The sequence below is a fragment of the Solidesulfovibrio alcoholivorans DSM 5433 genome, assembly GCF_000702665.1.
Lineage (GTDB): Bacteria > Desulfobacterota > Desulfovibrionia > Desulfovibrionales > Desulfovibrionaceae > Solidesulfovibrio > Solidesulfovibrio alcoholivorans.
Genome location: NZ_JNJA01000002.1, coordinates 559,672 through 585,843, shown reverse-complemented (window position 1 = coordinate 585,843; position 26,172 = coordinate 559,672). Strand labels below are relative to the sequence as shown.

The 26,172-nt window shown below is 65.4% G+C and carries 25 protein-coding genes; 12 read left to right on the top strand and 13 right to left on the bottom strand.

Features of this window, described 5'->3' with window-relative positions:
• Positions 1-11: 11 nt before the first annotated feature.
• Complete coding sequence (locus Q368_RS0105885) at positions 12-935, bottom strand: branched-chain amino acid ABC transporter permease (protein ID WP_029458082.1); 924 nt, start codon at positions 933-935, stop codon at positions 12-14.
• Between the two features lie 150 nt (positions 936-1,085).
• Complete coding sequence (locus Q368_RS0105880; RefSeq protein WP_029458080.1) at positions 1,086-2,252, bottom strand: ABC transporter substrate-binding protein; 1,167 nt, start codon at positions 2,250-2,252, stop codon at positions 1,086-1,088.
• Between the two features lie 696 nt (positions 2,253-2,948).
• On the opposite strand from Q368_RS0105880, the gene purU reads away from it, so the two are divergent.
• Positions 2,949-3,806, top strand: coding sequence for a formyltetrahydrofolate deformylase (purU, locus tag Q368_RS0105875; RefSeq protein ID WP_029458079.1), 858 nt, complete (start codon positions 2,949-2,951; stop codon positions 3,804-3,806).
• Positions 3,807-3,855: 49 nt separating this feature from the next.
• On the opposite strand, the gene Q368_RS0105870 is transcribed toward purU, so the two are convergent.
• Together Q368_RS0105870 and Q368_RS0105865 are read right to left on the bottom strand one after the other, a co-directional pair.
• Entirely contained in the window at positions 3,856-5,385 is a 1,530-nt protein-coding gene (locus Q368_RS0105870) for a DUF4831 family protein (RefSeq protein WP_029458077.1), read from the bottom strand.
• Positions 5,386-5,587: 202 nt separating this feature from the next.
• Positions 5,588-6,349, bottom strand: a complete 762-nt coding sequence (locus Q368_RS0105865) for a tetratricopeptide repeat protein (protein WP_029458076.1) — start codon at positions 6,347-6,349, stop codon at positions 5,588-5,590.
• A gap of 488 nt (positions 6,350-6,837) precedes the next feature.
• Here Q368_RS0105865 and Q368_RS0105860 point away from each other — a divergent pair, with 488 nt between their 5' ends.
• The 5 genes from Q368_RS0105860 to Q368_RS0105840 all read left to right on the top strand — a co-directional run bounded on the left by Q368_RS0105860 (position 6,838) and on the right by Q368_RS0105840 (position 11,183).
• A complete protein-coding gene (locus tag Q368_RS0105860; protein ID WP_029458075.1) occupies positions 6,838-7,116 on the top strand; it encodes an RNA recognition motif domain-containing protein in 279 nt (92 codons plus the stop codon).
• Between the two features lie 331 nt (positions 7,117-7,447).
• Positions 7,448-8,827 (top strand): protoporphyrinogen/coproporphyrinogen oxidase, encoded by a 1,380-nt coding sequence (locus Q368_RS0105855; RefSeq protein WP_029458074.1) that lies wholly within the window; start codon positions 7,448-7,450, stop codon positions 8,825-8,827.
• A 204-nt stretch (positions 8,828-9,031) separates the two neighbouring features.
• Positions 9,032-10,102 (top strand): M24 family metallopeptidase, encoded by a 1,071-nt coding sequence (locus tag Q368_RS0105850; protein ID WP_029458072.1) that lies wholly within the window; start codon positions 9,032-9,034, stop codon positions 10,100-10,102.
• Positions 10,099-10,398 carry a DUF4911 domain-containing protein gene (locus tag Q368_RS0105845; RefSeq protein WP_029458068.1) on the top strand — a complete coding sequence of 100 codons (300 nt, stop codon included), beginning with the start codon at positions 10,099-10,101 and terminating at the stop codon, positions 10,396-10,398. The genes Q368_RS0105850 and Q368_RS0105845 overlap by 4 nt, the downstream gene beginning before the upstream one ends.
• A 65-nt stretch (positions 10,399-10,463) precedes the next feature.
• Complete coding sequence (locus Q368_RS0105840; RefSeq protein WP_029458066.1) at positions 10,464-11,183, top strand: response regulator; 720 nt, start codon at positions 10,464-10,466, stop codon at positions 11,181-11,183.
• Positions 11,184-11,302: 119 nt separating this feature from the next.
• Here the strand turns inward: Q368_RS0105840 and Q368_RS0105835 are convergent, their stop codons facing one another.
• The 3 genes from Q368_RS0105835 to Q368_RS0105825 form a co-directional block, all read right to left on the bottom strand.
• Positions 11,303-11,680, bottom strand: coding sequence for a response regulator transcription factor (locus Q368_RS0105835; protein ID WP_029458065.1), 378 nt, complete (start codon positions 11,678-11,680; stop codon positions 11,303-11,305).
• 109 nt (positions 11,681-11,789) lie between these two features.
• Positions 11,790-12,431, bottom strand: a complete 642-nt coding sequence (locus tag Q368_RS0105830; protein WP_029458063.1) for a hypothetical protein — start codon at positions 12,429-12,431, stop codon at positions 11,790-11,792.
• 98 nt (positions 12,432-12,529) lie between these two features.
• The gene (locus Q368_RS0105825) at positions 12,530-13,642 is read right to left on the bottom strand and encodes a radical SAM/SPASM domain-containing protein (protein ID WP_029458058.1); all 1,113 of its coding nucleotides are present in this window, start codon (positions 13,640-13,642) and stop codon (positions 12,530-12,532) included.
• Positions 13,643-13,926: 284 nt separating this feature from the next.
• Between Q368_RS0105825 and Q368_RS0105820 the strand changes: the two genes are divergently transcribed.
• Entirely contained in the window at positions 13,927-15,357 is a 1,431-nt protein-coding gene (locus tag Q368_RS0105820; RefSeq protein ID WP_029458057.1) for an anion permease, read from the top strand.
• An 84-nt stretch (positions 15,358-15,441) separates the two neighbouring features.
• On the opposite strand, the gene Q368_RS26750 is transcribed toward Q368_RS0105820, so the two are convergent.
• From Q368_RS26750 to Q368_RS0105815, 3 genes are all read right to left on the bottom strand, one after another.
• The gene (locus Q368_RS26750; RefSeq protein ID WP_211249763.1) at positions 15,442-15,855 is read right to left on the bottom strand and encodes a restriction endonuclease; all 414 of its coding nucleotides are present in this window, start codon (positions 15,853-15,855) and stop codon (positions 15,442-15,444) included.
• Between the two features lie 4 nt (positions 15,856-15,859).
• Positions 15,860-16,354 carry a winged helix-turn-helix domain-containing protein gene (locus Q368_RS26745; protein WP_211249762.1) on the bottom strand — a complete coding sequence of 165 codons (495 nt, stop codon included), beginning with the start codon at positions 16,352-16,354 and terminating at the stop codon, positions 15,860-15,862.
• Positions 16,355-16,488: 134 nt separating this feature from the next.
• Complete coding sequence (locus tag Q368_RS0105815; RefSeq protein ID WP_029458056.1) at positions 16,489-17,316, bottom strand: TatD family hydrolase; 828 nt, start codon at positions 17,314-17,316, stop codon at positions 16,489-16,491.
• Between the two features lie 90 nt (positions 17,317-17,406).
• On the opposite strand from Q368_RS0105815, the gene Q368_RS0105810 reads away from it, so the two are divergent.
• Together Q368_RS0105810 and Q368_RS23760 are read left to right on the top strand one after the other, a co-directional pair.
• Complete coding sequence (locus Q368_RS0105810) at positions 17,407-18,897, top strand: mechanosensitive ion channel family protein (RefSeq protein ID WP_052360038.1); 1,491 nt, start codon at positions 17,407-17,409, stop codon at positions 18,895-18,897.
• Positions 18,894-19,997, top strand: a complete 1,104-nt coding sequence (locus Q368_RS23760; protein ID WP_052360037.1) for a hypothetical protein — start codon at positions 18,894-18,896, stop codon at positions 19,995-19,997. The genes Q368_RS0105810 and Q368_RS23760 overlap by 4 nt, the downstream gene beginning before the upstream one ends.
• A gap of 108 nt (positions 19,998-20,105) precedes the next feature.
• Here Q368_RS23760 and Q368_RS26920 read toward each other — a convergent pair whose 3' ends face one another.
• The gene (locus Q368_RS26920) at positions 20,106-20,786 is read right to left on the bottom strand and encodes a hypothetical protein (protein ID WP_245611291.1); all 681 of its coding nucleotides are present in this window, start codon (positions 20,784-20,786) and stop codon (positions 20,106-20,108) included.
• Between the two features lie 7 nt (positions 20,787-20,793).
• Entirely contained in the window at positions 20,794-21,588 is a 795-nt protein-coding gene (locus tag Q368_RS0105795) for a DUF2092 domain-containing protein (protein WP_029458048.1), read from the bottom strand.
• 150 nt (positions 21,589-21,738) lie between these two features.
• Here Q368_RS0105795 and Q368_RS0105790 point away from each other — a divergent pair, with 150 nt between their 5' ends.
• Positions 21,739-22,563, top strand: a complete 825-nt coding sequence (locus Q368_RS0105790) for a hypothetical protein (protein WP_029458047.1) — start codon at positions 21,739-21,741, stop codon at positions 22,561-22,563.
• Positions 22,564-22,617: 54 nt separating this feature from the next.
• Positions 22,618-23,949 (top strand): aryl-sulfate sulfotransferase, encoded by a 1,332-nt coding sequence (locus tag Q368_RS0105785; protein ID WP_052360036.1) that lies wholly within the window; start codon positions 22,618-22,620, stop codon positions 23,947-23,949.
• A gap of 75 nt (positions 23,950-24,024) precedes the next feature.
• On the opposite strand, the gene Q368_RS0105780 is transcribed toward Q368_RS0105785, so the two are convergent.
• Entirely contained in the window at positions 24,025-24,399 is a 375-nt protein-coding gene (locus tag Q368_RS0105780; RefSeq protein ID WP_029458043.1) for a hypothetical protein, read from the bottom strand.
• A 213-nt stretch (positions 24,400-24,612) separates the two neighbouring features.
• Between Q368_RS0105780 and gatB the strand changes: the two genes are divergently transcribed.
• Positions 24,613-26,043 carry an Asp-tRNA(Asn)/Glu-tRNA(Gln) amidotransferase subunit GatB gene (gene gatB, locus Q368_RS0105775; protein WP_029458041.1) on the top strand — a complete coding sequence of 477 codons (1,431 nt, stop codon included), beginning with the start codon at positions 24,613-24,615 and terminating at the stop codon, positions 26,041-26,043.
• The last annotated feature ends 129 nt before the right edge of the window (positions 26,044-26,172 follow it).

The following is a 26,172-nucleotide window of genomic DNA, read 5'->3' as shown; positions in this document are numbered from 1 at the left end:
CCTTGCTGGTCCTAGATTTTGGTCCGCCTGGCCACGCCGAAAAGCCCGGTCGGCCGGATGGACAGGATGAGCAGCAGGATGGAAAAGGCGATCAGGTCGCGGAAGGTGGAGGGGAAAAAGGCCACCACCATGATCTCCACGAACCCGAGCAAAAATCCCCCGGCAAAGGCCCCGGCGATGGAGCCGATGCCGCCGACCACGGCCGCGATGAAGGCTTTCCAGCCGATCAGCGCCCCCATGTAGGGGTCGAGCACCGGGTAGGTCATGGCGAAAAAGAGGCCGGCCAGGCCCGCGAAGCCCGAACCGAGCACGAAGGTGAAAACGATGACCGTGTCCGCCGGAATGCCCATCAGCGGTACGGCGAAGCGGTCGTAGGAAATGGCGCGCATGGCCATGCCGATCTTCGTGCGCGTGACGATGAAATGCAGCAGCAGAAAGGAGAGGATGGCCACGCCGATGACCATCATCTTGATGTTGGTCACGGTGACGCCGTAGACGTCGAACACCTTGGTGGGCACGAGCGTGGGGAAGCTCTTGCGGCTGGCCCCGAGCAGGGCGAGGTTGCCGTTTTCGAGGATCAGCCCGCACATCAGCGCCGTGATGACGACGTAGAGGCGGTTGACGCCCTTGCGCCGCAGCGGCCTGTAGGCCACGCGCTCGAGGGTCACGCCGACCACGGCGGTGAGGATCATGGTCAACGGCACGGCGAGCGTGAGCACCAGCCAGCCGGGCATGCCGGGGATGGCCCCGTACTTGCCGAGAAGGAACGTGCACACGAAAAAGGCGATGTAGGCCCCGACCATGAAGATGTCGCCGTGGGCGAAGTTGATCAGCAGCAGCACGCCGTAGACCAAACAGTAGCCAAGGGCGATCAGCGAGTAAAAACTCCCCCATTGCAAGGCGTTGAGGAGATTTTGCAGAAGGCTTTGCAGCAACGGAGACCCCCTTGGCGCAATCTGTGTTTGGCGTCCGGCGACCCGGCGCGCGGGTCCTGCGGACAAGCGTTTCGAGGCGCTGCCGCCCGGGACGCCGCGGCTGTGCGGCGTCCCGGGGGCGCGGCCGGCCGGCGCGAGACCGGTCCGGGACTACGGGCAGACGGACTTGTAGAAGGCGAACTTGCCGGCGTCGTCGATTTTCACCACCACGGCGCACTTGATCGGGTCATGGTCGCCCGTGGCCGGGTAGGACATGTTGCCGGTGATGCCCTCGAACTTCTTTATGCCGGCCATGGCCTTCATGAGGGCCTCGCGGTCCTTGGCCATGTCGCCGGTGATGGCGGGCATGGTCTTGACGGCATCGAGCATCAGGTTGGCGCCGTCCCAGGTGAGGGCGGCGACGTCGTCGGGGGTCTTGTTGTAGAGCTTGGTGTACTCGTCGATGAATTCCTTGGTCTTGCCCTTGGCGCCGGCGGCGGCGTAGTGGGTGACGAAGAAGTAGCCCTTGCAGTCGTCGCCGCACAGGCCCATCAGGTCGCCGGAACCCCAGGAATCGCTGCCGAGCACGGGCTTGTTGAAGCCAAGCGACTTGGCCTGCTTCACGATCAGCGGCACTTCATTGTAGTACTGGGGCACGAACAGGACGTCCGCGCCGGACTTGGCGATGTTGGTCAGCTGGGCGGAGAAGTCCACGTCCTTGGTGGTGAAGGTCTCGAAGGCGACCACGGAGCCGGGGCCGTTGATCTTTTCGAAGGCGGCCTTGAAGTCCTCGGCCAGGCCCTTGGGATAATCGGAGGCGATGTCGTAGAGCACCGCGGCCTTTTTGGCCTTGAATTCCTCGGTGGCGAACTTGGCGGCCGTGGGGCCCTGGAAGGTGTCGAGGAAGCAGCCGCGGAAGACGAAGGGGCGGCCCTTGGTGGTGTTGGGGTTGGTGGACCAGGGGGCCATCATCGGGGTCTTGAGGTCATTGGAGGCTTCGGCGGCGGGCACGGCCTGCTTGCTGGACTGCGGGCCGACGATGCCGAGGACGTTGTCCTGGGTGATGAGCTTGCGCGCCGTGGACAGTGCGGATTCGGCCTTGGACTCGTTGTCCTCGTAGATGAATTCCACCAGATACTTCTTGCCGCCGACTTCGATGCCGCCGGCGTCGTTGATCTTTTTCTTGAGCATCTCGGCGGCGTTTTTCGAAGATTCGCCGACGTCCGGGATGTCGCCGGTCATGGGGATGTTGAATCCCAGTTTGATGGTGTCCGCGGCGCGGGCCGGCGCGGCCATCCCGAGGACGAGCAACAAGGCAATGAGCCAGGACCTTTTCATGGACGCCTCCTGTTTACTGTCAATTTCAAGCACTTACAACCAAGGGCGAGTTCCTGTGCCAATACATGAACCCGGCTTCGATTGGAATCCCCTCTCCCCTCCGATGACACATATTTGTGAAATTCCGCCAAGAGACGCTGCTTTTGCCGGAATGCCCCCCCTGCGCCACGGCGGCGGGGAAAAGGGCTCGATGGTTACAACTGCGTTGCTGTGTAAAACACGCCGCCCCGCATTTCAAGGAACGTCGCGGACACCCCCGAGGCGCCATGGGCTGTGAATGCAGGCAGGACGGGGTTTCCCGGTGCGAGCGCACCCTGCCGCAAATACGTCCCAAGCCCTTGCCGCTCCCCTTTGCCGCGCGCGGCGCGCACCGCACATCCACGCCAGGAGCAAGGCGCAACCTTTCGCCCCTCGTGGCGGCAAAATTTCCAATAGACCGATTTCCCTGAGGAAACTCTGCGATTCCAACGAACCTTACCGGAAAGAATTCCGGTATTCATTCGCCGTCCCTTCGGCGTTGCCCTGCCCCGGGCGCGGGCCAGCCTGCCTTGGATGACGATTTGTATACGATTTTGCGTAAAATGACAATATTGTCCGAACAATCTTTGGAGAAAGCCTGCTGGCTTCAGAAACCGTTCTGCGCTATGGGCTTTTCCCCGGCGCGCGCCGGATACCCGCTCAAAGGATATTTTCGCTATGACGCCCATCGCCCGTTTGCGCATCACCTGCCCGGACCGCCCGGGCATCGTTTCCGCGGTCACGACCTTCCTGCACGCCCACGGGGCCAACATCATCGACCTGGACCAGCACTCCACTGACCCCGAGGGGGGGACGTTCTTCATGCGGCTGGAATTTTTCGCCCCATACGTGGACATTTCCCGCGCGGCCCTGGAGGCTGCCTTCGGCGATGTGGTGGGGAACCGTTTTTCCATGGACTGGCGGCTGACGTTCACGGACGTGCCGCACAAGGCGGTGTTCCTGGTTTCACGCCACGACCACTGCCTCATGGAGCTGCTGTGGCGGCACGCCCGGGGCGAGCTGCCGTGCGAGATCGCGCGCGTGATCAGCAACCACGAGGACCTGCGCGCGAGCGTGGAGGGGTTCGGGGTGCCGTTTGCCTGCGTGCCCGTGGGCGACGGCGGCATGGCCGAGGCCGAGACGAAGATGGCGGAACTGCTCGGGAACGACACCGACCTCATCGTGCTCGCGCGCTACATGCGCATTCTCTCGGCGGATTTCCTGCGGCCCTACGAACAGCGGGTCATCAACATCCACCACTCGTTCCTGCCGGCCTTCGTCGGTGCGGACCCGTACCGCCAAGCGCACGAGAAGGGCGTCAAGCTGATCGGGGCCACGGCGCACTACGTCACGGCGGAGCTCGACGCCGGCCCGATCATCGAACAGGACACCGCGCGGGTGACGCACCGCTTCTCCATCGCGGACCTCAAGAACACGGGCAGCGACCTGGAGCGCACGGTGCTCGCCCGCGCGGTGAAATGGCACCTGGAGGACCGGGTGATCGTGTTCGGGAACAAGACGGTGGTTTTTCGCTAAAGAGGGGGTCCGCCCCGGCCGCAGGATCACGGCCGGGGCGGCGCGGGGATCATTCCCCCGTTTGCAGCGAGGTCCTGAGGTCGCGGATGTCTTTTTGGAGTGTGAGCTTTTCCTTTTCCTGCGTAAGGCGCGCAATCTCATCATTGCTGGCGTAAACGGCCTTGACCATGGCCACGCCAGCGTCACCCATCTTTTCCAGCTGTGCCATGTCAATGGCTTTGGTTTCCGAGCCAATGGACTTGAGCGCGCCGGTATCCGTAAAAAACTCGAAGGTAATGGCAGCATCATTCGATCCCATCCGCTTTGGCAGCGCCATCAGTGGGCCCCACTGGGCGATGCTCACCGTCTGAGTCTGCACGGTTTCACCACCGACCAGCAAAGCGACCTCGGCTTGGGCCGGCATTCTGTAGTACAGGCCCTGTTCGCCCTTGGGTTCGTTCACGGCCTGCTGCACGACGGCCGAAGGATCCTGCTGCAAACGCCTGACAACCAGCCTGACAGGTATCCCAGGGCCATTTGCGCCCTGTTTCACGATACGCCCTCCTTCACCGGAAAAGGCCTTCGTATCGGTGGCATAAATCGTTCCGCCGTCCATCCAAAATAGGGGTGCCCCGCCTTCCCGGGCCGTGCCATTGGCGGAAACCTCGCTCAATGCATCAGCCGTGATCGTCGTCTTGTAGGTCAGGGTCATACTCGTATCCAGGGACGCACCCTTCCGGGCTTCGTTGATTCGCTTGTCGGCCTCGGCGAGTCGCGCTTTCCAGACGTCGAACGAGCGATCGACGCCCCCTCTGTTTTCACCGAAAATGAGGGCGTCCTTCCTGCCGGTTAAGATATCCGCTTCGTGTTGCGCCTGCTTGGCCTGCCACAACAACCTGTTCTTCAATTGTTCGCAGGCCCTTCTCCCGGCCGCCGTCAGGGATGGTGCCGCCGCGACGGCAGGCGCGGCCTGCTCGCGGAGCTGTTGTTCGCCAAGCGCACCGCCCTTCGGTGCAAGCGTCCCCTCTCTTGCCAATGGTATGCCCATAAACCCGCCAGCGATTTTCAAGAGCGATGCTGTAAACTCCAGTGTCTTGTCCTTGGCGGAATAGCTTCCGCTCACGATCATGTTTTTCTCATTGAAAACAATGTTCTTTTTTGCATCCTTCAAAAAGGATGAGCTCAAATCCATGCTGTAAATATGCGACGGGTCCGGCAAGCTCTCTTGATCGACCTTCATCTCGCCGACGGTTATTTTCCGTGATATCGCATAGGCTGTTTCTGAAAAATAACCCGCGCAGTCAATTTGACTCTTCCCATCAGCAGTCTCTGCAAGGCCGATCGAACCACCCGGCACGGAAAGCCCCCACCCCCTGGTGCGCGCGCCGCCTCCCGCTCCCGCGTATTCAAGAGCGCCATTGGTGATCTTGAGCGTAAGCGGAATCTCGATTTTCAAAACCGTCATCGGCAAGGCGTACACGATGCCACGTTCATCATGCTTCGTGGTTTCAAGCGGTTTGACCTTGTTGACTGTGCATCCAGCCAGGAAGACGGCCATCCCCACCATAATGGCTCCCAAACCTCTCCATGACGTTTTCATAAGCCCTCCTCTTTGGGGAAAGCATATGGCAATTGATAAAATATTCAATCGAAATTATCAAATTCCACATTCTGTTTCGAAACCCAGGCTTCCCGCATCAGGCAGACACCGGTGTCCCCATTGTCGAGCGTGTTGCCAAGTGCTGCCAGAGAGGACGAAAGCGGCCCGTCAGGCGTCTCCGAGTCGCGGCCAAGGCCGCCGCCTACTCCGCAGCCAAGCGAGGCATGGCCAACGCCTTTTGCGCCGCCTTCTTGAGCTTGCCCGCGATAAGGAAGCCGGGATTGATGGCGAGGCACCTGTCCGCTTCGGCCGCGGCAGCGGCGAAATCGCCCAGTTCGTAGTGGATGCGGCCCAGGTTGAAATGCAGGTTCTCGTCGGCCTCGGAGGCCGCAAGCGCCTTCTCGTAATAGGCCCTGGCCATGTCCAGCAGCCCGTGCTTGCGCATGCGGATGCCGAATTCGTTGAAAAGGAACTTGTTCTCCGGGCCGAACGCCAGGTCGATGGACATGATCTTCTCGAAAATCTCCTTGGCCTCCTCCATCTTGCCGGCCGTGAGATAGGCGTTGCCCAGGCCGAAAATGGCGCGCAGGTTCTCGGCGTCGTATTGCAGCGCCTTCTGAAAGGAGACTTCGGCCTTGTCCGTGCGCCCGGCCTCGAGATGCTTCTCGCCCTTGTCGAGTTCCGCGGACATCGCTTCCATGCGCGGCTTGACCTGATTGTAGTAGATCAGAGGTTCGGGCTTGTACCTCGCGAAAAACTCTTCCTCCGAAACCGGCGAACGCTCGCCGCTCGGCACGCTGTTGGCGTTGAGCGCCTGGACCAGGATGCCCGTTTCCGGCGTCTTCTCGGCATAATAATACAGGACGCGTTCGCTCTCCTTCGTGGTGGCGCCGATCCCCACCTTGTAGCCTTCCCGCACCGACACCGCCACGGCAAACCGTTCGGCTCCATTGTTTTCGCCCATGCGCTCCTCCCCGGGCCCGCCCGGACTTCGCCTTTGACGCGTTGTTACCAAAATCCGCAATTCTTGACACCATTCCGTTCAATGATGCCCCCGACGCATGGAAGGCAGGTTTTCCTATGCACAAACAGACAAGCATTTCAGCAAGAAACAGTGGAAAGGAACATTTTTCCCTTGCCAGGAGTATCGCAATCCGATACTTTTTTACATCTTCGTCCAAAGACGTGACGCTTCCGCTTGTGTTCCTCGGGGACATGCCCTGTTCATGCGCAAACGGCACGCTTGGGGAGTCAACAGAGAGTGCGCGCCGACCGTTTCCCTCCGCTTCACAGCCCCGTCCGACGGATGCACTCCAACTATCGGGCCATTCCGGCCGTACGGCCGATGGAATCGTCCAGGGAAGGAGCGTAGCCGGCGGTCCCGTTGGCGAACCGACCTCCGTACACGCTTCCGATCGCATTGACGTCCAACCGTTTGGGAGTCCGTGTCTCATGTCCAAGAACATCTACGTTGGCAACCTGCCTTTCCGCACCACCGAGGACAGCGTCCGTGATCTGTTCGGACGCTACGGCGAAGTCCAGTCCGTCAAACTGATCTCCGACCGCGAAACCGGCAAGCCGCGCGGCTTCGGGTTCGTCGAGATGGACGACGACGCCGCCGCCGACGAGGCCATCCGCGCCCTGGACGGCACCGAGTTCGAGGGTCGCAGCCTCAAGGTCAACGAGGCCAAACCCCGCGCGCCCAGGCCGCCCCGTCGTCCGGCCTGGTAGGCCCCACACCCTTCCGTCTTCCGGGGCCGCGCCTGCGCCTGGCCCCGGAAGGCCCCGTTGCGATCGCGCCGTCGCTTCATGGGCGACGTCGTTTTCGTGTGCCTGCGGGGTTCACATTTCCCTGTCTCACGACGCGGCCCGCGTCGGCGCATGGTGTTGCGCCCAGGAATCCGCGACGCCTTCCTCTTGCGACCCAAAGCGCCTGTCCGCGCCTGCCTCGCGATTGCGGAGAGCCCCTTGCGGCCCCGCCCGCGTTGCGCCCGCAGCCGCGGCGCTCCTTTCCTCCACGCCCCGTTTCTGGTAGGCAAACGCCATTGCCCAGGAGAAGCCCATGCACGTCAAATACCTCATCATCGGCGCAGGCCCCACAGGGCTCGGCGCGGCCTGGCGGCTGACCCAGCACGGCGAACACGATTTCCTCGTCCTCGAACGCCATGACCATGTCGGCGGCCTGGCCGCGAGCTTCACCGACGCGGCCGGCTTCACCTGGGACGTCGGCGGCCATGTCGTCTTTTCCCACTACCCGGCCTTCGACGCGCTGCTCGAAACCCTGCTCGGCGACGACGTGCTGCGCCACGAACGCGAGTCCTGGATCCGCGCCGCCGGGACCTTCGTGCCCTACCCCTTCCAGAACAACATCCGTCGCCTGCCCCCGGAACTGGCCTGGGAATGCGTCGCCGGCCTGCTCGACGCCGGACGGGCCGCGGCCGCCGGCAAATACGAAACCCCGCCGGCGAACTTCCGCGAATGGGTGGACCGGGTTTTCGGCCCGGGCATCGCACGCCTGTTCATGGTCCCCTACAATTTCAAGGTCTGGGCCCATCCCGGCGAGGTCATGTCCCACCGCTGGATCGGCGAACGCGTTTCCGTGGTCGACGCCGACCGGGTCATCAAGAACATCATCCTCGGCCGCGACGACGTAGCCTGGGGGCCCAACAACACCTTCAGCTTCCCCTTGCGCGGCGGCACGGGCGAAATCTACCGCCGCCTGGCCGCGCGCTTTGCCGACCGCGTGCGCCTGCGCGCGCCCCTGGCCTCCCTCGACGCCGCGACCAAGACCGTGTGCACGGCGGACGGCGAGCGCCTGACCTACGACCGCATCCTCTCCACCATGCCCCTCGACCGGCTGGTCCGCGAGGTTCTGGCCACCCCGGCCCCGGCCCTGGTCGACGCCGCCGGCCGGCTCAAGCACAACGGCTCGGCCATCCACGGCCTGGGCTTTCACGGCGCGCCGCCCGACCCGCGCTGCTGGATGTACTTCCCCGAATCCGACTGCCCGTTTTACCGGGTGACCAATTTCCACAACTATTCCTACAACAACACCCCGGATCCCGACGGTACGAAACCCAGAAAACGCGCCATCATGACCGAGACGAGCTATTCCGACCACAAGCCCGAGGATCTCGACACCCTCGTGCCCCGCACCGTGCAGGGGCTGGTCAACACCACGCTGATCGCGCCAGGGGATGCGCAACGCCTCGTTTCCACCTGGGAGATGCGCGTGGACTACGCCTATCCCATCCCCTGCCTCGAGCGCGACGCCGCCCTGGCCGTGCTGCAACCGGCCCTGGAAGCCCAGGGCGTCTTTTCCCGCGGCCGCTTCGGCGGCTGGAAATACGAAGTCGGCAACATGGACCATTCCTTCATGCAGGGTGTGGAATGGGCCGAACGCATGGTTTCCGGCGCGCCGGAGACGGTCTATACGCTGTGACGCCGCCCGCTTCGGGCGGCCCCGGACCCTGCCGGCCCAAGCGCCGTGACGCTTCGGCAGGGCTCGGTTTTCCCGGAATTCACGCGCGTCCGCCCGCCCGGCCGGCGAGGCGGCATTGACGCCGGCGGCGCGATTGGCGATACCGGCCGGCCAAGGGGCCTTCGCCCAATTTCCCAAGGAGTGATCTTGTCCGTGAACGACGCCATGGATACGGCCGTATACGCGGCCCGGCGCGACCGGCTGCGCGAACGCCTCGCCGCCGCCGGCCACGAGGCCCTGCTTGTTGCCCATGCGGCCAACAGGTTCTACCTGAGCGGCTTCGAACTGCACGACCCCCAGTGCAACGAGACCGCGGGCTACCTGTGCGTGGCGGCCAACGGCCGCGACGCGCTCTTCACCGACGCCCGCTACCGCGACGCGGCCCTGCGCCTGTGGCCGGCCAGGGACCTGTGCATCTACGGGGCCGGGCGCTACGCCTCCATCGCCGATTTCCTCAAGGACAGGGGCATCACGCGGCTGGGGTTCGAGCCCACGGCCCTCTCCTTCGACACCCACGCCAAGCTCGCCGAGCACATCCCCCTCTTCCCCGTGCCCCAGGCCGTGGAGCCGCTGCGCCTGATCAAGGACGCCGACGAGATCGCGCGCATGCGCCGCTCCGCCGCCGTCAACCACGCGGTCATGGCCCGGCTGCCCGAGGTGCTCGTGCCCGGCCGCACCGAGGCGCAGGCTGCCTGGGAGATCGAAAAGCTCTTCCGCGAACTCGGGGCCAGCGAACTGGCCTTTTCCTCCATCGTGGGCGTGGACGCCAACGCCGCCCTGCCCCACGCCATCCCCGGAGAAACCGTCATCCGCGACGAATGCCTGGTGCTCGTGGACGTGGGCGGCCGGCGCGACGACTACTGCTCCGACCAGACGCGCACGGTCTGGGTGGGCAAGAACCCGCCCGAGCGCTTCGTCACCCTGCTCGACCGGGTGCGGCGGGCCCAAACGGCCGTGCTCGAGAAGCTGCGGCCAGGGCTTTCCTTCCGCGAGGCCTACGGGCTGGCCCGCGAGGTGTTCGTGCGCGAAGGCGTGGCCGAGCGCTTCACGCATTCCCTGGGACACGGCATCGGGCTCGAAACCCACGAGGGCCCCAGCCTCAACCCGTCCTCCGAGGGCGTGCTCGAACCGGGCATGGTGGTCACGGTGGAGCCGGGCCTGTACTACCCCGAATGGGGCGGCGCGCGCTGGGAGCACATGGCGCTGCTCACGGCGGACGGCTGCGAGACGCTGTGAGACGACGCCCGCGCCGCCAGCCGCCCTACAGGCCGTCCCGGACATCGCAGCGGCTGTACGTGCGCCTGGCGTCACAGCACGTCGCCCTGCTCAAGTTCCTGCTGGAAGCGCGGGACAACCTGGCCCTGCCCACGGTGGTGGACCGTTTCGCCGCCGTGGTGCGCCTGCTCTATGCCCCGGAAGCGGCGGCGCAGGTCGAAGCCTTTGTGCGCGACTTTGCCACGATGTGCCCGGAAGTCGCGGTGTGCCTGCGTCCCGGCCCTTTTCCGGTTGCCAATGAGGCCCCGCTCGACTAGCGTTTGGGGATGCGCCGACCGGGCCGCCTTCTTCCGGCCTGCAACCTGAAAACCGGTGACACGCCATGCCCGCTGCCTCTTCCCCGCCGCGCATCCTGCTCGTGGACGACAACGCCGACAACCTGACGCTCATGCAGCTTTTCCTCTGCGACGCGCCCTACCAGGTCGACGTCGCCGCCAACGGCCGCGAAGCCGTGGAGAAATTCGCCGCGACCGCCTACGATCTCGTGTTCATGGACCTCGAAATGCCCGTGCTCGACGGCTACGAGGCCAGCCGGGCCATCCGCGCCATGGAACGCCGTGACGGCCGGACGCCCGTGCCCATCCTGGTGCTCACGGCCCATGCCCTGGACGAGTTCCGCGTGCGTTGCGACGCCGCCGGCTGCACCGATTTCCTGACCAAGCCCGTGCGCAAAAGCGCGGTCCTCGAAGCCGTGGCCCGCTATCTGGGCGAAGCCTCGCCCCCCTGCGCGCCCTCCGCCGCCGTCCCGGCCGACCTCGGCCCGGACACGGAACTGTTGCGCCCTTTGCTGCCGATCTTTTTTGCCACCGCCGACGCCACCCTGGAAACCGCGCGCCAGGCCCTGGCCTCGGGCGACCTGGAAACGGCGCGCCGCCAGGGGCACAAGCTCAAGGGCTCGGCCCTGTCCTACGGGTTCGAGGCACTCGGGGAGGCGGCCCGGGAACTGGAGCAGGCGGGCGAGGAACACGATGCTGCGGCGGCCCGCGCAGCCCTGGGCCGCGTCGCCCAGCGCCTCGGCCAGGCCCGCGGCGCGTTCGCCTAGCGTCGTGCCTCTGGAACACAATCCAGCCCAAAGGCTCCCCACGTATTAAGCATGCCCGTGCGTCGCGGGCACGACACGAGGCCGGGTCCGCGCCGGGCGCTCCGGGGAACAAGGGAAGATCAGGCTTCGGGCGGCCCGATCAGGGCGGTGACCTTGCGCAGCAGGGTCTGGGCGTCGAAAGGCTTTTCCAGCACGTCGTGCGCGCCGAAAATCGTGGCATGGCCGAGCAGGTCCATGCCGACCTTGGCCGAACCGCCGGAAATGGCCATCACCCGGCAGGCCCGGCACTCCTCGCGCAGCTTCTGCAGTACCTCGAGCCCGTCCATCTCCGGCATGAAGATATCGAGCACGACGAGGTCGGGCGACTGCCCGGCAAACCGCTTCATGGCCTGGCGACCGTCGCCGGCCTCGAGCACGGCGTACCCACCGCCCTCGAGGTAGAGCCGGATCAACGCGCGGATGCTGGGATCGTCGTCAACGACCAGTACGGTTTTCACTACGACCTCCGGCTTGCCTGGCGGTGAGAAAATTCCACTCCTCTATTGCCTATAGGCCGCAGGGCACCCTGCGTCAAGGCGGGGGGAGGCGCTGCGGCCCGCCGCGGCCTCAGGCGAAATCGTACATATCGAGCAGCTTGCCCTCCCTGTCGATAAGCAGCGGGTCGAGCATGTTCTTGCCGCGCGACTGGCCGGTCTCCATGGACAGGGTGCGGCCGTCGTAGGCGAGCCCCGTGATCACGGCCTCCTCGCAGTAGAGGTCGCTGAAGCGTTCGACCCGCACGGTCAGCTTCTCCGGGTCGAAGGTACCCGAAAAATCGGGCAGGGTGAACTGCATCTCTCCCTTGTCCACCGCGCCGAGCACGCACAACACCTCGTTTTCTCCGATGCGGGACAGAAAATCGCCCAGGCGCGGGCGCTCCTCGACCACGGCCAGCCCGGCCGCGCCGACCTGCGTCGGGCCTTCCCCCGCGTCCACGACCAGGGTCAGGCCATGCTCGTAGCAGGCCCCGGTCCTGTGATGGAACTTGGGGGCCGAAAGCCAGCCGTTCCAGGCGAGCCCCAGATCCTCGGCGTATTTTCCGGCCAGGCGCTCGTCGAAATATAGCACGCCCCGGAAACAGTTGCCGGCGAAGTAGGGGGTGTTGTTCTTGCCCCAGCAGTGGCGGTAGATCTTGCGTACGAATTCCCGCGACAGCGCGGTCACGAGGATCTGGTCGATGTCGCCGTGAGTGGTGATATGTAGGGCCATGGGGTGCGTCTCCCGGGTTTGCAGGTCAATGGCCGCGAAACACTACCCTCGGGCAGGAATTTGGGCAACCGCCGGGCGGCGCGTGGCGTGCGTGCGCCTCACCCCTTCGGGAAAACGAACCAGGGCAGGTCTTCCGTGACGCCATGGTCGCGCAGGATCGTGGCCACGAGCCCGGGAGCGGACATCGTGAGCAGGGGTTTGATGTGCTCCGAGACCTGGGACAGGCACCGCGTGCAGAAGGCATGCAGGGGTGTAAACGCCTCGAAGCGCTCGCGCACGCGCGTCATCTCCGGGCCGCGCCAGAACGCGGCAAGGTCCGTATCGGGGGTGATCTTCCCGGCAACGGCCCGCGCCGCAGGGTCGCAGCAGCAAAAGGCCGCGCCGCCGTCGGATTGGAGCGACAGCATGGTCCAGCAGGAGTCGCAGTACCCCGCCGGCTTCGTCGCCGCCGGGAGTTCCATGAATGCGTCGTAGGCATTGGGCATGATCTTTGTCGGCAGCATCTGCACCCGGCAGCCGTCCGCGTCGAAAAGCGGCAGGGGCTGGCGGGCGGCGATGCGCGCCATGGCCGCCTCGGGGGGCATGGCGTCCAGGGCGGACAGGAGATCCAGGCGTTGCGCCAAAAGCCGCGCCTTGCGCCAGATGCCCGCCGCGTCCGCAATGGACTTGTCGTAGGCGAGCGCTCCGCCGAAGATAGAATAGTCCGCGATCTGCACGGTGATGACGCCGGGGACCCTGCCTGCGATGCGGTGACGGAAAAAGCCCAGCAGGCGCTTCTGGTAGGCCTCGAAGGAACATCTTGCGCCGCGGTGGGCGAAGTCGTCCTCGTCCGCGCTGTAGCTGACGAGCAGGTTCATGGGCAGGTCGTACGCGCCGCGTCCGATGGCCAAGCCGTTGGTGGCGCTTTGGAAGACCGCGCCCTTGTCGCGGACATAGGCGATGATCTCCACGACGCGCGGATGCAGGAACGGCTCGTACGTCTGCCCGAACTGCAAGGGCCAGCCGTTTTCCAGGGCCTGGTCCACGACGGCCTTGGCCAGGGCCGTGTCCATGTCGCGGCGGGTCGGATGGACGTTTCGCGTGGAGCAGTAGGCGCAGGACAGGTTGCAGACGTTGGTCAGGGCCACGAGCACCGTCGGCCGTTGCAGGCAGCGTTCGATGCCGGCTCGGTAGCGGGGATCGGCGACGAGTTTTTCCTTGATCCGTTCCACGGCAAACGTCCTTTCCCTCTCCCAAGGGTGCTTCAACCGCCCGGAAGGACGGCGCAGGCGATTAAGCAATAATCATGCAAGCGTAGGCACCACCTTATTCTGGCCTGCAGTTGCCGGCGCGGCGTCGGAACCCTGACGGGCGTTGTCGCGGCCCAACCGGGAGGGTTTCCCGTTTTCCACATCACGGAGGCACTTCCGGGATTGTATCACCGTGCAAGACGGCGTAGAGGGGAAGTAACGGCCCGGAATAAGGACGCATCGCCCCGCTCTCCAAGGAGGACTCCATGAAGCTTCCCGTGAAAGCGCTGCTTCCCGTCGTCGTCGGCTTGTTCGTCGCCGCCCTGCCCGTCCCGGCGGGGCTCCAACCCTATGCCTGGCAGTATTTCGCCGTGTTCGCCGCCGTGGTGGTGGGCCTCGTGCTCGAGCCCATCCCGGCCGCCGCCATCGGGGTCATGGGCGTCACCCTGGCCGCATTGCTGCGCTTGGTCCCGGCCAAGCCTCCGACGCCGCCCACGGCCGGCGAGGCCATCCGCTGGGCGCTTTCGGGCTTTTCCAACGGCACGGTCTGGCTCATCTTCATCGCCTTCATGTTCGCGCTGGGCTACGAGAAAACCGGCCTTGGCCGCCGCATCTCCTTGTCGCTGATCAAGGTGCTCGGCAAAAAGACCCTGGGCCTGGGCTACGCCGTGGCCTTCGCCGACTGCATCCTGGCCCCGTTCATGCCCTCCAACACGGCCCGCAGCGGCGGCACCATCTTCCCCATCATCAAGAACATTCCGCCGCTCTACGGCTCCACCCCGGACAACGAGCCGCGCAGGATCGGCTCCTACATCATGTGGGTGGCACTGGCCACGACGTGCGTCACCAGTTCGCTCTTCCTCACGGGGCTGGCACCCAACCTGCTCGCCGTGTCCGTGATCGAAAAAACGGCGGGCATCCGCCTGGAATGGACGCAGTGGTTTATTGCCATCGCACCTGTCGGCATCATCCTGTTTTTGGCCGTGCCGTTTTTGAGCTACATCCTCTACCCGCCGACGCAGAAGGAAAGCGCCGACGCCCCGATCTGGGCGGACAAGGAACTTACCGCCATGGGCCCGATCACGCGCAAGGAACTGACCATGGCCGGGCTGGCCCTTTTCGCCCTGGTGCTGTGGATCTCCGGCGGCAAGGCCATCGATTCCACGACCACGGCGTTTATCGCCCTGTGCCTCATGCTGCTGTTCAAGGTCATCAGCTGGGACGACCTGCTCGCCAACAAACAGGCCTGGAATGTTCTCATGTGGTTCGGCACCCTGGTCGCCCTGGCCGACGGTCTGGCCAAGACAGGCTTCCTCACCTGGTTCGCGAACGGCGTGGCCGCGCACCTGGCCGGCTACTCGCTGACCACGGTCATGGTGGCGCTGGTGGTGGTCTTTTTCGCCATCCACTACATCTTCGCCAGCGTCACGGCCCACGTCACGGCGTTGATGGCGGTCTTCCTCACCGCGGCGGCGGCGGTTCCGGGCATGAACATGAAGGTCATGGCGCTGATGCTCGGCACGAGCCTCGGCATCATGGGCATCCTGACGCCCTTCGCCACCGGCCCCTCGCCGATCTATTACGGCAGCGGCTACATCCCGGCCAAGGATTTCTGGCGGCTGGGATTCATCTTCGGCGTCATCTTCCTCGGCGTCTTCCTGGCCGTGGGCATCCCCTGGATGCTGGCCATATCCTGAGGCGTCCGCCGATTCCCAGCAAGCAAAAGCCCCCGCGGCCCTGTGCCGCGGGGGCTTTCTCTAAGCAACGTCCTTAAAACAAAGTTATTGCTCTTCCATAAAATAATCAAAATCAATTTTCTTAATTTCATATTGTTGCACAACAGACACGCCAACCCCATACTCTATCATCAATTCTGTAAGTATCGACCCATCAACAAGTATTATTTTAGCTTCCAATGATCGCGCAAATTCCACAGCCTCTTTCGTGAAAGACGATGTTGTTATAAATATTCCCTTTCGTGCTTTCTTTCCCAACAGCGCTCCCGCAAATTTTTGTATTTCAGGACGACCAACAGGGGCTGTCCACTTCTTCGCTTGGATATAAATAACATCCAATCCCAATCTATCTTCATTAATTACGCCATCTATTCCTTCGTCTGCGCTCTTTCCCGTCAGCGCCCCAGCATCTTGTCGCGACCCGCCATAACCCATGGCCAACACAAGATCGATAACCAATTTTTCAAAAAAAATACGGAGAGCTTTTCCTTATTGTTTCTATAAGCTCATCAGACAGCCTGTGCAATATTTTTTCATACCCAATGTCAATATATTCCTGAGGCGTTTTGCCCTCATTGCAATTCTCACCAGCATCACTCTGCCCTGTCTTGACTTTCCCTTCTCGAAAATTTCTAAACCCGGGGAACTTCATGAGATACTTTATACTGAGCGATGACGGATTCTCGGCGAGAACTGCCTCACCTTTAGGCAAGATTCTATAAAGTCCTCTCCCTGTCGACTCAATCAATCCAGCTTGCTTCAAATTTGTTTTTGCCCAAGCTACGCGATTCCCAAAAACGCGCTGTTTTCCACTAGGGAGAAGTTGGCTCATTTCTTCATTAGTAAGATTAAAATATCGCGCCAAGCACTCATTTATGGCATCATTTGAATGCTCTTTACGATCCTTGAAACAATCGAGCAGAGGCAACATAATCGATTGGAAGTCAGGAACTGGCATCTCCCCACCCCTTCGCGCAACGCTGGGACACAAGCTCTGCGTTACAAGATTAACAATAAATCAATCCTCTCGGCAAGCGAGGCCGACTTCTTACAAAAGCAAGAAATACATGTCATGAGACATGAGTCTTTTATCTACAGCCCGAACACCCGCCGTGCGTTATCGCCGGTCGCGCGCCAGACCTCGGCCGGGTCGCGGCCCATAAGCTCGGCCACGCGCAGGCAGGTGAACGCCAGGAACGCCGGCTCGTTGCGCTTGCCGCGCCAGGGCTCGGGCGCGAGATACGGGGAATCCGTCTCCAGCAGCACGCGTGACAGGTCCATGGCCGCGACGGCCGCCGCAAGGTCCGTATTTTTGGCATAGGTCACCGGGCCGGGGATGGAGAGCGTCCAGCCGCGCGAAAAAATTGCGGCGGCAAGGTCCGCGCCGCCGCCGAAGCAGTGCCACACCAGCGGACGGTCGCGAAACCCCATATCGTCGAGCACGGCCAGGGTGTCGGCCGCCGCGTCGCGGCTGTGGATGACCGCCGGCACGTCGAGTTCCCGGGTCAGGGCGAGCTGTTCGCGCAATAGCGCCTGTTGCGTCGCGGCCGTGGACGCATCCCAGTAGTAGTCGAGGCCGATCTCGCCTACCGCGCGCAACCGCGCGTCGCCGGCAAACGCCTCCGCCATGGCCGCCACGTCACCGGGAGACGCCTTGGCCGCGTCGCAGGGATGCACGCCGAGCAGGAAAAACACCTCCGCCCGTTCGGCGAAAAGCTCCCGGTGCGCCAGATAGGCCGCCGGGCCGAGAAAGACGTTGCCGACGCGGGCGACACCCGCCGCCGCCGCGCGGTCAAGGACCGCGCCGACGCCCTCCTCGTCGTATTCGCCCATGTCCAGATGGGCATGGCTCTCCACGCCCGTGCAGGGCAGGCCGAGGCTCGCCGGGTCGGGACGCGAACGCGATTTCTTCTTGGACACCGGAACACCTTCCTTGTTCGGCCCCGCGTTGACGCAGGGACAGGGGCAACGTAAAAGCGCAGGATGCCGCCAAGGAGCGACGCCGTTCTCATGCCCGAACTCGCCACATTGCCCGGAATGCTCGCCGACGCCGGCCGTCAGGCTGTCAACGTCGGCCCCAAACTGGCCGGCTTTGCCGCCGCGTTTCTCGCCGTGGCCGCGCTGTTGTCGTTCCTGCGCCGCCGCAACGTCATCAGCCGCTCCCTGGCCGGGCTTCTGCGCTGGCTGTCGGGGCTCGCCCTGCTCTGGTCGCTCGAGACGTCGCTGCCCGAACACGCCGCCGCCCAGGGCAAAACGGCCTTCACCGTCGCCGCCCTGGCCATGGGCTTCCTGGCGGCCTGCCAGGCCGTGGACTACGTCTACTTCAAGCTGGCCTCCGCGCGCGCCACGGGCGGACACGGCCGGCACATCCTCCAGGACCTGCTCAAATTCTGCATCCTGGCCGTGACCATCGGCCTCGGCCTGCGTCAGCTCACCGATATCCAGATCGGTTCGCTGCTCACGTCCTCGGCCATCCTCACCGCGGTCATCGGCCTGTCCATGCAGGACACCATCGGCAGCCTTTTTTCCGGCCTGCTCCTGCAAGTCGAAAAACCCTTCCAGGAAGGCGACTGGATACGCGCCGGCGACGTCGAGGGCAAGGTGACGGAAGTCACCTGGCGCTACACCAAGGTCGTGACCCTTGACAGCAACGAAGTGCTCTTGCCCAACAACGCCGTGGCCAAGGACCGGCTCGTCAACTACAACCGGCCGACAGCACTGCTGCGTCAGATCCTCTACGTGCCCGCGCCCCTGGACGCGCCGCCGGTCAAGGTCAAATCAGCCATACTGACGGCGCTGTCCCGGGCCGAAGGCGTGGCCAGGAACCCGCCGCCCGTAGCCCGGCTCCACGAGATCCAGGCCGATCGCCTCGTCTATTCGGCGATCTACCACATAAGCGGCTTCAACGGCCGCCTGGCCGCCGCCGACGCCGTGCTCTCGGGCGTATGGTACCAGTTCCTGGAGCGCGGCATCGAAATACCGGCCCCGACACGCCGCGTGGTCATGGATGCGCCCGACCCCGAGCGGGGCAGGCCGGAGGGACTTGCCGCCCTGGCAGATGTGGAATTGCTGTCGGGCATGACCGACGCCGACATGGAAATGCTGGCCCGCGCCTCGGTGGTGCGCCAGTTCGCGCCCGGCCAGACCATCATGACCAAGGGCGAAGGCGGCACGACCATGAGCTTCATCCTGTCCGGACAGGTCGCGGTCGTGATCGGCGCCAAGGAAGTGGCGCGGCTGTCGGCCGGGCAGATTTTCGGCGAGATGGCGCTCCTCACGGGGGAACCGCGCCAGGCCGACATCCGGGCCGTGGAACAGACGCGCTGCCTGGAAGTGGACCGCGAGGGCTTCCGCATGGTCCTTGCGCGCCACCCTGAAATCATCGACCGGGTGCGGGCGATCTTCACCGCCCGCGCCGCAGCCAACCGCAGCGCCGCCGCGCCCGAGGCCGCGGAAGAAGCCACCAACCTTTTTGCCCGCTTCTGCAAACTGTTTTTATGAAAAACTGTCCCTGCCCCACGGGCCGGCCCACGCCGGCCGCCCTGGCCCTCGGCTTTTCCGGCGCGGCCATGGCCTGCCTGATCGCCCGCGACCTGCTCCTGGCCTTCGGCGGCAACGCGCCCGCCACGGGCCTGGCCCTGGCCGTCTTCCCCCTGGGCCTCGCCATGGGATTGCGCCTTGCGCCGCGTTTCACCGCGCGCAGCGACCCGGCCGACCTCCTGGCCCCGATGCTCGGGCTCCTCGCCTTGTGCCTGCCCTTTTCGCTATTCGTGCTGCGCGCCGCAGTGCGGCCGCTGCCGAGCGAAAGCGGTGCCGCATCAGGCGTGGCGCTCGTCGTGCTCGCGGCGTTTGCCGCCATGCTGCCCCTTTGCATCTGCCTCGGCGCAGGGCTCGCCTTCACCGCCAGCGTCGGGAAGCGCCAGCCCACGCCGCCGCGCCTGCCTCTTGCCGCAAGCCTCGCTCTCGGCACGGCGCTCGGCGCGGCCTTCGTGCAGTGGGTGGCCGTCCCTAAGCTCTCGCCCTTAAACGCCAGCCTCGACGCAGGCATCGGCTGCTGCCTGGCCGGGGTGTTGTGCGCCGCCGGCGCGCCAGACAAGCGACGGCACATGGAGACGTGGCTGCCGCTGCTGGCCTTCGCCTTCGTACTCGTCCTGCCGCTTTCGGCCATCATCGATGCGCGCTTCGCCGCCATGGAATGGGGCCGCGCCGCAACGGACATCCCGACCGCGCCCCCCCGCGCCGCCCTGGCCGCGCGGGGGATTGCCGCCGTGCTCACGGCGTGCCTGCCGCTCCTTGCGGCCGGGCTTGCCGCGATCCTTTTCCTGTGCAGACCCGGCGCGGCGCAGCCCGGGCACGAAAACAGCATTCCCACAGTCATGGGCCTTGCCGATGGGGCCGCGCTGCTTGGCCTGCTCCTGGCCTTCGCCGCCGCCGGCGGCGACCTTTTCGGCCGGCTGGCCGGACTGGTCACGGCCTACGCCGCCGGGCAGGCCCTGGCGCTTCCCCGCAAGGACGCGCCCTGTCCCTTTGCGCCGTCCCCCGCCCTGTTCCTCGGCTGCGCCCTGGGACTGGCCCTGCCGTCCCTGTTGCTTCTGCTCTGATTCCTTTTTCCAGGCCAGGATATTCCCCTATCGGGGTGGTCCAGGAGGGGCCCTCGGCCCCTCCTGGACGCCGGGGGCATTCTTCGTCTTTTTCCGTTCTCCCTCTTCCTAATAGCCGGGAGGCGGGCAGGGGCCCTTGACGGGCACGTAGACCACGCGGTCACCCTGGTATTGTTCGATGTAGCAGGTATTTTGGTAATTATAGTAGGTGACGCCGGCCACGGTGAGGGCCACGGCGGCCGCCGGCAGCGTCCAGAGCCACGGCCCGGGGCCGATGGGCGGGCGCGGACCAACAGGCACGGGCACTGGCACGGGATATCCCGGACGCGGCCCGGGAACAGGCACCGGGTACCCCGGACGGGGGCCGGGCACAGGGACGGGCGGACGCGGCCCGGGGCCGAAGCCGGGCACGGGCGCGCCGATGGGCGCGGGCGGGCGCGGCGCGAAGCCGGGGGCTACGGGCACGGGACCGGGCACGGGAGCGAAGCCGGGGCCGCCGGGCCGGGGCGCGGCGGGAGGACGCACCGAGGGCCGGGGCGCGACCGGTGGCCCGCCGCCGAAGCGCAGTCCGCCGGGAGCGGGCGCGGGCGAACGGGGGCCGCCGCCGCCGAAATGCGGTCCGCCGCCGCCCCCGGGATGGGGACCGCCGCCGCCCATGCGGGCCTCGGCCGTGGCCGTGGAAAGCCCGGAGAAAATCGGCAGCAGGGAAGCGTCGCACACGAGCGAAAGCGCCGCCAGGAACACGAGAACCGTGGAAGCGCGCCGCCGAAGGGAAATACGTTGCATCATGGCCGCCTCACTTGGTTTTGTCCGAGTTTTCGAGCATGGGCAGGAAATCGATGCGGCGCATCCCTTCGAGGGGCTTGAAGGTAAAGAGCCCGGCAGCCAGGTGCGGGGCCACGTCCCAGTCCGTGAACGTCACCTGGTATTGGGGCCAGCCCATGATTTCCTTGTCCGTGATGACGAATTTGCGGGGCAACGGGGTCTTGCCCTTCTCCACCCACATCTGCCAGTCCAGGGCCTTCTGGGTGAAGGCCAGGTGGTCGCAGGCCTTGCCCACGGCCTGGTGAGTGCCCACGCAGTCGCCTGTGCGCACGTGTTCGAGCAGCGCGGCGCAGGGGTCGCCGTAGATCACGTCGCCGAGCGGAGCGCTCAGTCCGTATTTTTCCTCGAGCATGTCGATGGTGGCGTCCAGGGTCGGCGGCGCGTCGGTCACGGCGTAGACGCCCCGGTCCAGGTCGGCCACGGTGACGGTTTTGCCGTCGTAGATGAAGACCCGGTCGCGGTCGTCGCCGACCACGTGGGAATAGGCCTTGTCAGGGCGCTTGACCGCGACTTTGGCCGTGCGGGAAACCTGGATGGTCTGGCCGTTGGGATAGACCTTGTCGGTTTCCACCTCGGCGGTGAAGGTGAAGCTCGGCCGCGCTTTGAGGTAGTCGCACATGGCGGCCATGGGTGCGGCGGCCTCGGGCGCGAGGTCCGGGGTTTTGGCCTCGGGCGCGGCTTGCGGCTGCCCGCCCGCCTCGGCGGCAAAGGCGGCCGGTGCGGCCAGCAGCAGGAGCAGGCCAAAAAGACAACACAGGTTGCGCATGAAACCCTCCTTGCCGGCCCGCCTTCCGGTCGCGGCGAACCGTTTTGCTCGTATTTTCACCCTAGAAGCCCGGGGACCGGGTGTCAAGGAATCCGGAAACGCGGCTTGCGGGCAAGGCCGGGCTGGTTTACTGCCGCACGAGGAGGCGACATGCTGCGCGAACTCTTCGCCTTGTGGCGCGACCGGGGTTCGGCCCTGGCGCGAAGCCTCGACCAGGACCGGGAAGCGGTGTCCATCGACGCCCGCCACCGTCGTTGCCGGCAGGCCTGGGCGTCCCACCTGGAGGCCACGCGGCACTGCATCCTCGATGCCGCGCAGGCGTGCCCCGGGGGGGGGACGGCCCTGATCCTGGGGTCCGGGGCCTGCCTGGACGTGCCCGTGGCCGAGCTTGCCGCGCGCTTCGCCACAGTGGTGCTTGTGGACGTCCACCACCCGCGTGCGGCCCGCCGCCTGGCCCGCGAGCATCACAACGTGCGCCTGGTCGCGGCCGACGCCACGGGCGTGGCGCGCGCGGCGCGGGAGTCGGCCAAACGCCGTGCCCCCCTGCCCGACCCCGCATCGCCACCGGACCCCGTGCCCGGCCTGCGCCCGGAATTCACGGCCTCGGTCAACCTGGCCTCCCAGCTGGCCATTCCGTTTTACGCCCTGCTCGGGCGCAAGGTGCCCGACGCGGCGCGCGAGGCGTTTCTTTCGGGCCTCGTCACCGCGCATTTCGACTGGCTGGCCCGCCAGCCCGGCCGCGCCTGCCTCGTATGCGACACGGCCTGGGAACGCGCCGACGGCGAGACGATCCTCGAAAGCCGCGACGCCCTGGAAGGCGTGGCCCTGCCGCCGCCCGAGCGTTCCTGGATCTGGCGCATCGCCCCGCGCCCCGAGGAGTCCCTGGCCTACGACCGGCACAACCGCGTGGCGGGCTACACGGATTTCGCCGCCGCCTGGAACCGGCATCTGGAAAATTCGCGCGCGATGGCGTAACCTGGGTACGCGGCGTCCGTGCTGCCGCGATACTCTGCCGGCCGGAGCCGCGCCATGCAAGATGCGACAGATTCGGGCTATGTCCTCGTCGCACCCCAGGACTCCACCTACACTTATCTGATCGACCAGGACACCAGGGCGGTGGTCCATACCTGGAAAAGCGCCTACACCGCAGGGCTTGCGGCCACGCTCACGGACGACGGGCACCTGTTTCGCGCGGGCAGGGTCCGCGACGAGCACATGCTGCACGGCACTGGCGGCGTCATCGAGGAATACGACTGGGACGGCAACCTCGTCTGGCAGTATTACGACGCCGGCGAGCGCAGCTTCCAGCACCACGACTTCACCATCCTGCCCAACGGCAACGTGCTGTATATCGCCGCCGAGGTGATTCCGGCCGAGGAGGCCGTGGCCCTGGGGCGCGACCCGGGCGAACTGCGCGACGGCATGCTTTTGGCGGACAAACTGGTGGAGGTCATGCCCGTGGGCGCGACGGGCGGCATCGTGGTCTGGCAGTGGCGGGCCATCGACCACGTCATCCAGGACCGCGACCCGGGCAAGGCCAATTACGGCGACGTGGCCGCCCATCCCGAACGCATCGACGTAAACTACCAGGGCCGGCCGCTTTTTCCCGACGGCTGGACGCACATCAACGCCGTGGACTACGACGCGGCGACCGACACCGTGCTCGTGAGCGTGCGCAACTCCAACGAGCTCTGGGCCGTGGACCACGGCACGACCACGGCGCAGGCGGCCGGGCCGGACGGCGACCTGCTCTGGCGCTTCGGCAATCCCCAGGCCTACCGCGCCGGCGACGCCTCCGACCAGGTGCTTTTCGGCCAGCACGACGCCAAGTGGATCGACGACGGCCTGCCCGGGGCAGGGCACATCCTGGTCTTCGACAACGGCGTGGACCGCCTGGCGGGATCGTTCTCGCGGGTGCTCGAAATCGCCATGCCCGAGGCGGCGACCGCGCGGCCCGGATTGGCCGACGGCACCGCCGCGATCGTCTGGTCCTATGTCGCGCCCATGCCCATGGACATGTTCTCGTCCAAGATGAGCGGCGCGCAGCGCCTGCCGGACGGCGACACCCTCGTCACCGTGGGCGACACGGGCGATATTTTCGAAGTCACGCCCGACGGGGACAGGCGCTGGAGCTACGACACCGACCTGTTGCTCCTGGAGGGCTCGGCTGCGCGCCGGGAAGGCTCGGTTTTCTACGCCACCTGGTACGGCGCGGACGATCCGGCCCTGGCTGGCAGGGAGCTCGCGGGCGAAAACCCGGCCCTGGGCATGACGGCGCGCCTGGGCGCGTGCGTGCTGGCGGACGCCTTGGACAGGCTGCGGAGCACGGCAACCGCGTCTCCGCTCGCTTCGAGAACCTGAAAAACGATGCGGCCGCGTTTTCCGGGGAGAAGGATTCCCCCCGGAAAACGCGGCCGCGAAAAACGAGGCGAATGCCTATTTGTTTTTGTATTCCTTGGCCTTGGCTTCGTAGAGTTCTTCCAGATAGTCGGCATGGACCTTGAGTTTTTCCGCCTTGGTCACGAGCGCCCCCACCTTTTCGTCCAGGGCGCGCAGTTCCTCGGCGGCGGCGCCGGCGGCCTTGCGCGCGATGCGCTCCGTCTCGGCGGCATTGACCGCGTGGATGGCGTCCCGGTAATCCCGTTCGGCGTGGCGCAACTCGCGATGCAGGGACTCGGGCATCATGGCTTCGTAGTCCTGCGCCGCGGCGGGCGACGCCAGCAGGCAGGGAGCGGCGCAGACAGCAAGCAACAAAAGAACAAGGCCGGCGGCACGAAGGCCACGGCTCGCCGAAAAAGTGAAAATGCCCATGGCATGCCTCGTGAGGGAACGTGGTATTGTCCGTCGCCGCGCACGGGCCGCGTCCGGACTGATTCGTTGTAGGCGCGTGCCGCCGAAAATACAACCGCTTCACGCGCCGTGCCCGCGGCTGCTGCGCCATTGACCCGCTTGCCGGATGCGGGGTACACCCCCGACCGAAATTTCCGGCGCTCCCGCAAGGGTGCCAGCCGCCAAGGAGCCTTCATGGCCAGGTACGAGACGGTCATCGGCGTGGAAGTGCACGCCCAGCTCAAGACCGAAAGCAAGATATTCTGCTCCTGCTCCACCCGTTTCGGCAACGACCCCAACGAAAATGTCTGCCCGGTCTGCGCGGGCATGCCCGGGGTGCTGCCGGTGCTCAACGCCCGGGCCGTGGAATTCGCCGCCAAGATGGGCCTCGCCACGGACTGCACGGTCAATCCCGTCTCGGTCTTCGCGCGCAAGAACTACTTCTATCCCGACCTGCCCAAGGCCTACCAGATCTCCCAGTACGAGCAGCCCATCTGCGAGCACGGGCACATCGACATCGTGGTGGACGGGACGCCCAAGCGCGTGGGCATCACGCGCATCCACATGGAAGAGGACGCGGGCAAGAACATCCACTCCGCCGCGGACAACCTGAGCTATGTGGACCTCAACCGCGCCTGCGTGCCGCTCATTGAAATCGTCTCCGAGCCGGACATGCGCAGCCCCGAGGAGGTCGTGGCGTACCTCAAGGCGTTGCGCGCCATCCTCGTCTACCTCGACATCTGCGACGGCAACATGGAGGAAGGCTCGTTTCGCTGCGACGCCAACGTGAGCCTGCGCCCCGTGGGCCAGGAGGCGTTTGGCACGCGCGCTGAGCTCAAGAACCTAAACAGCTTCCGCCACGTGCAAAAGGCCATCGAATACGAGGTGGAGCGCCAGGCCGACATCCTCGACGACGGCGGCGCGATCGTCCAGGAAACGCGCCTGTACGACGCGGCCAAAAACACCACCGCCTCCATGCGCGCCAAGGAAGAGGCCAACGACTACCGTTATTTCCCGGACCCGGACCTCGTGCCCTTGACGCTCGCCGCCGACACCCTCGCCCGCTGGAAGGGCGAACTTCCCGAACTGCCGGCCGCGCGCCGCGAGCGCTTCGCCGCCACGCTCGGGCTTTCCGACTACGACGCCGACGTGCTCACGGCCGAACGCGAACTGGCCGACTACTTCGAGGCCGCGCTGGCCGCCGGGGCCGACCCGAAAAAGGCCGCCAACTGGGTGCAGACGGAACTCCTGCGCGAATGCCACCAGTCCGGCGTCGCGCCCGCGGCCTGCGCCCTGACTCCGGACAAACTCGCCGCGCTGATCAAGCTCGTGGACGACGGCGTCATTTCCGGCAAGATCGCCAAGCAGATTTTCCCCGAGCTCTACGCCAAGGGCCTCGACCCGGCCGCGTACGTGCGCGACCAGGGCCTGGCGCAGATTTCCGACACGAGCGCCCTGGAAACGGCCGTGGACGCGGTTCTTGCCGCCAACCCCTCCGAGGTGGAGGCCTACCGCGGCGGCAAGAAAAAGCTCATGGGATTTTTCGTCGGCCAGATCATGAAGGCCACCAAGGGGCAGGCCAACCCGGGTCTGGTCAACGAACTGCTGGCGAAAAAGCTGGGCTGACGGTGCGCGCCTTCGCAAATACGGCCGTATTTCCGAAAAGCGCCCCAAAGGCCGGGCCATGCCGCCGCACCAACGCCCGAACAATGACTTTGCTGTCGCGACGCTCCCCCGCGCGCCGCGCCCCGGGGG

Coding starts and splice junctions, on each gene's coding strand:
- Q368_RS0105810 (WP_052360038.1), top strand. CDS start 17,407: ATGCCCGAACTCGCCACATTGCCCGGAATGCTCGCCGACGCCGGCCGT.
- Q368_RS26920 (WP_245611291.1), bottom strand. CDS start 20,786: ATGATGCAACGTATTTCCCTTCGGCGGCGCGCTTCCACGGTTCTCGTG.
- Q368_RS0105830 (WP_029458063.1), bottom strand. CDS start 12,431: ATGGCCCTACATATCACCACTCACGGCGACATCGACCAGATCCTCGTG.
- Q368_RS0105820 (WP_029458057.1), top strand. CDS start 13,927: ATGAAGCTTCCCGTGAAAGCGCTGCTTCCCGTCGTCGTCGGCTTGTTC.
- Q368_RS0105840 (WP_029458066.1), top strand. CDS start 10,464: ATGCCCGCTGCCTCTTCCCCGCCGCGCATCCTGCTCGTGGACGACAAC.
- Q368_RS0105880 (WP_029458080.1), bottom strand. CDS start 2,252: ATGAAAAGGTCCTGGCTCATTGCCTTGTTGCTCGTCCTCGGGATGGCC.
- Q368_RS0105795 (WP_029458048.1), bottom strand. CDS start 21,588: ATGCGCAACCTGTGTTGTCTTTTTGGCCTGCTCCTGCTGCTGGCCGCA.
- Q368_RS0105865 (WP_029458076.1), bottom strand. CDS start 6,349: ATGGGCGAAAACAATGGAGCCGAACGGTTTGCCGTGGCGGTGTCGGTG.
- Q368_RS0105860 (WP_029458075.1), top strand. CDS start 6,838: ATGTCCAAGAACATCTACGTTGGCAACCTGCCTTTCCGCACCACCGAG.
- purU (WP_029458079.1), top strand. CDS start 2,949: ATGACGCCCATCGCCCGTTTGCGCATCACCTGCCCGGACCGCCCGGGC.
- Q368_RS26745 (WP_211249762.1), bottom strand. CDS start 16,354: ATGCCAGTTCCTGACTTCCAATCGATTATGTTGCCTCTGCTCGATTGT.
- Q368_RS0105855 (WP_029458074.1), top strand. CDS start 7,448: ATGCACGTCAAATACCTCATCATCGGCGCAGGCCCCACAGGGCTCGGC.
- gatB (WP_029458041.1), top strand. CDS start 24,613: ATGGCCAGGTACGAGACGGTCATCGGCGTGGAAGTGCACGCCCAGCTC.
- Q368_RS0105785 (WP_052360036.1), top strand. CDS start 22,618: ATGCAAGATGCGACAGATTCGGGCTATGTCCTCGTCGCACCCCAGGAC.
- Q368_RS0105850 (WP_029458072.1), top strand. CDS start 9,032: ATGGATACGGCCGTATACGCGGCCCGGCGCGACCGGCTGCGCGAACGC.
- Q368_RS23760 (WP_052360037.1), top strand. CDS start 18,894: ATGAAAAACTGTCCCTGCCCCACGGGCCGGCCCACGCCGGCCGCCCTG.
- Q368_RS0105780 (WP_029458043.1), bottom strand. CDS start 24,399: ATGGGCATTTTCACTTTTTCGGCGAGCCGTGGCCTTCGTGCCGCCGGC.
- Q368_RS0105790 (WP_029458047.1), top strand. CDS start 21,739: ATGCTGCGCGAACTCTTCGCCTTGTGGCGCGACCGGGGTTCGGCCCTG.
- Q368_RS0105870 (WP_029458077.1), bottom strand. CDS start 5,385: ATGAAAACGTCATGGAGAGGTTTGGGAGCCATTATGGTGGGGATGGCC.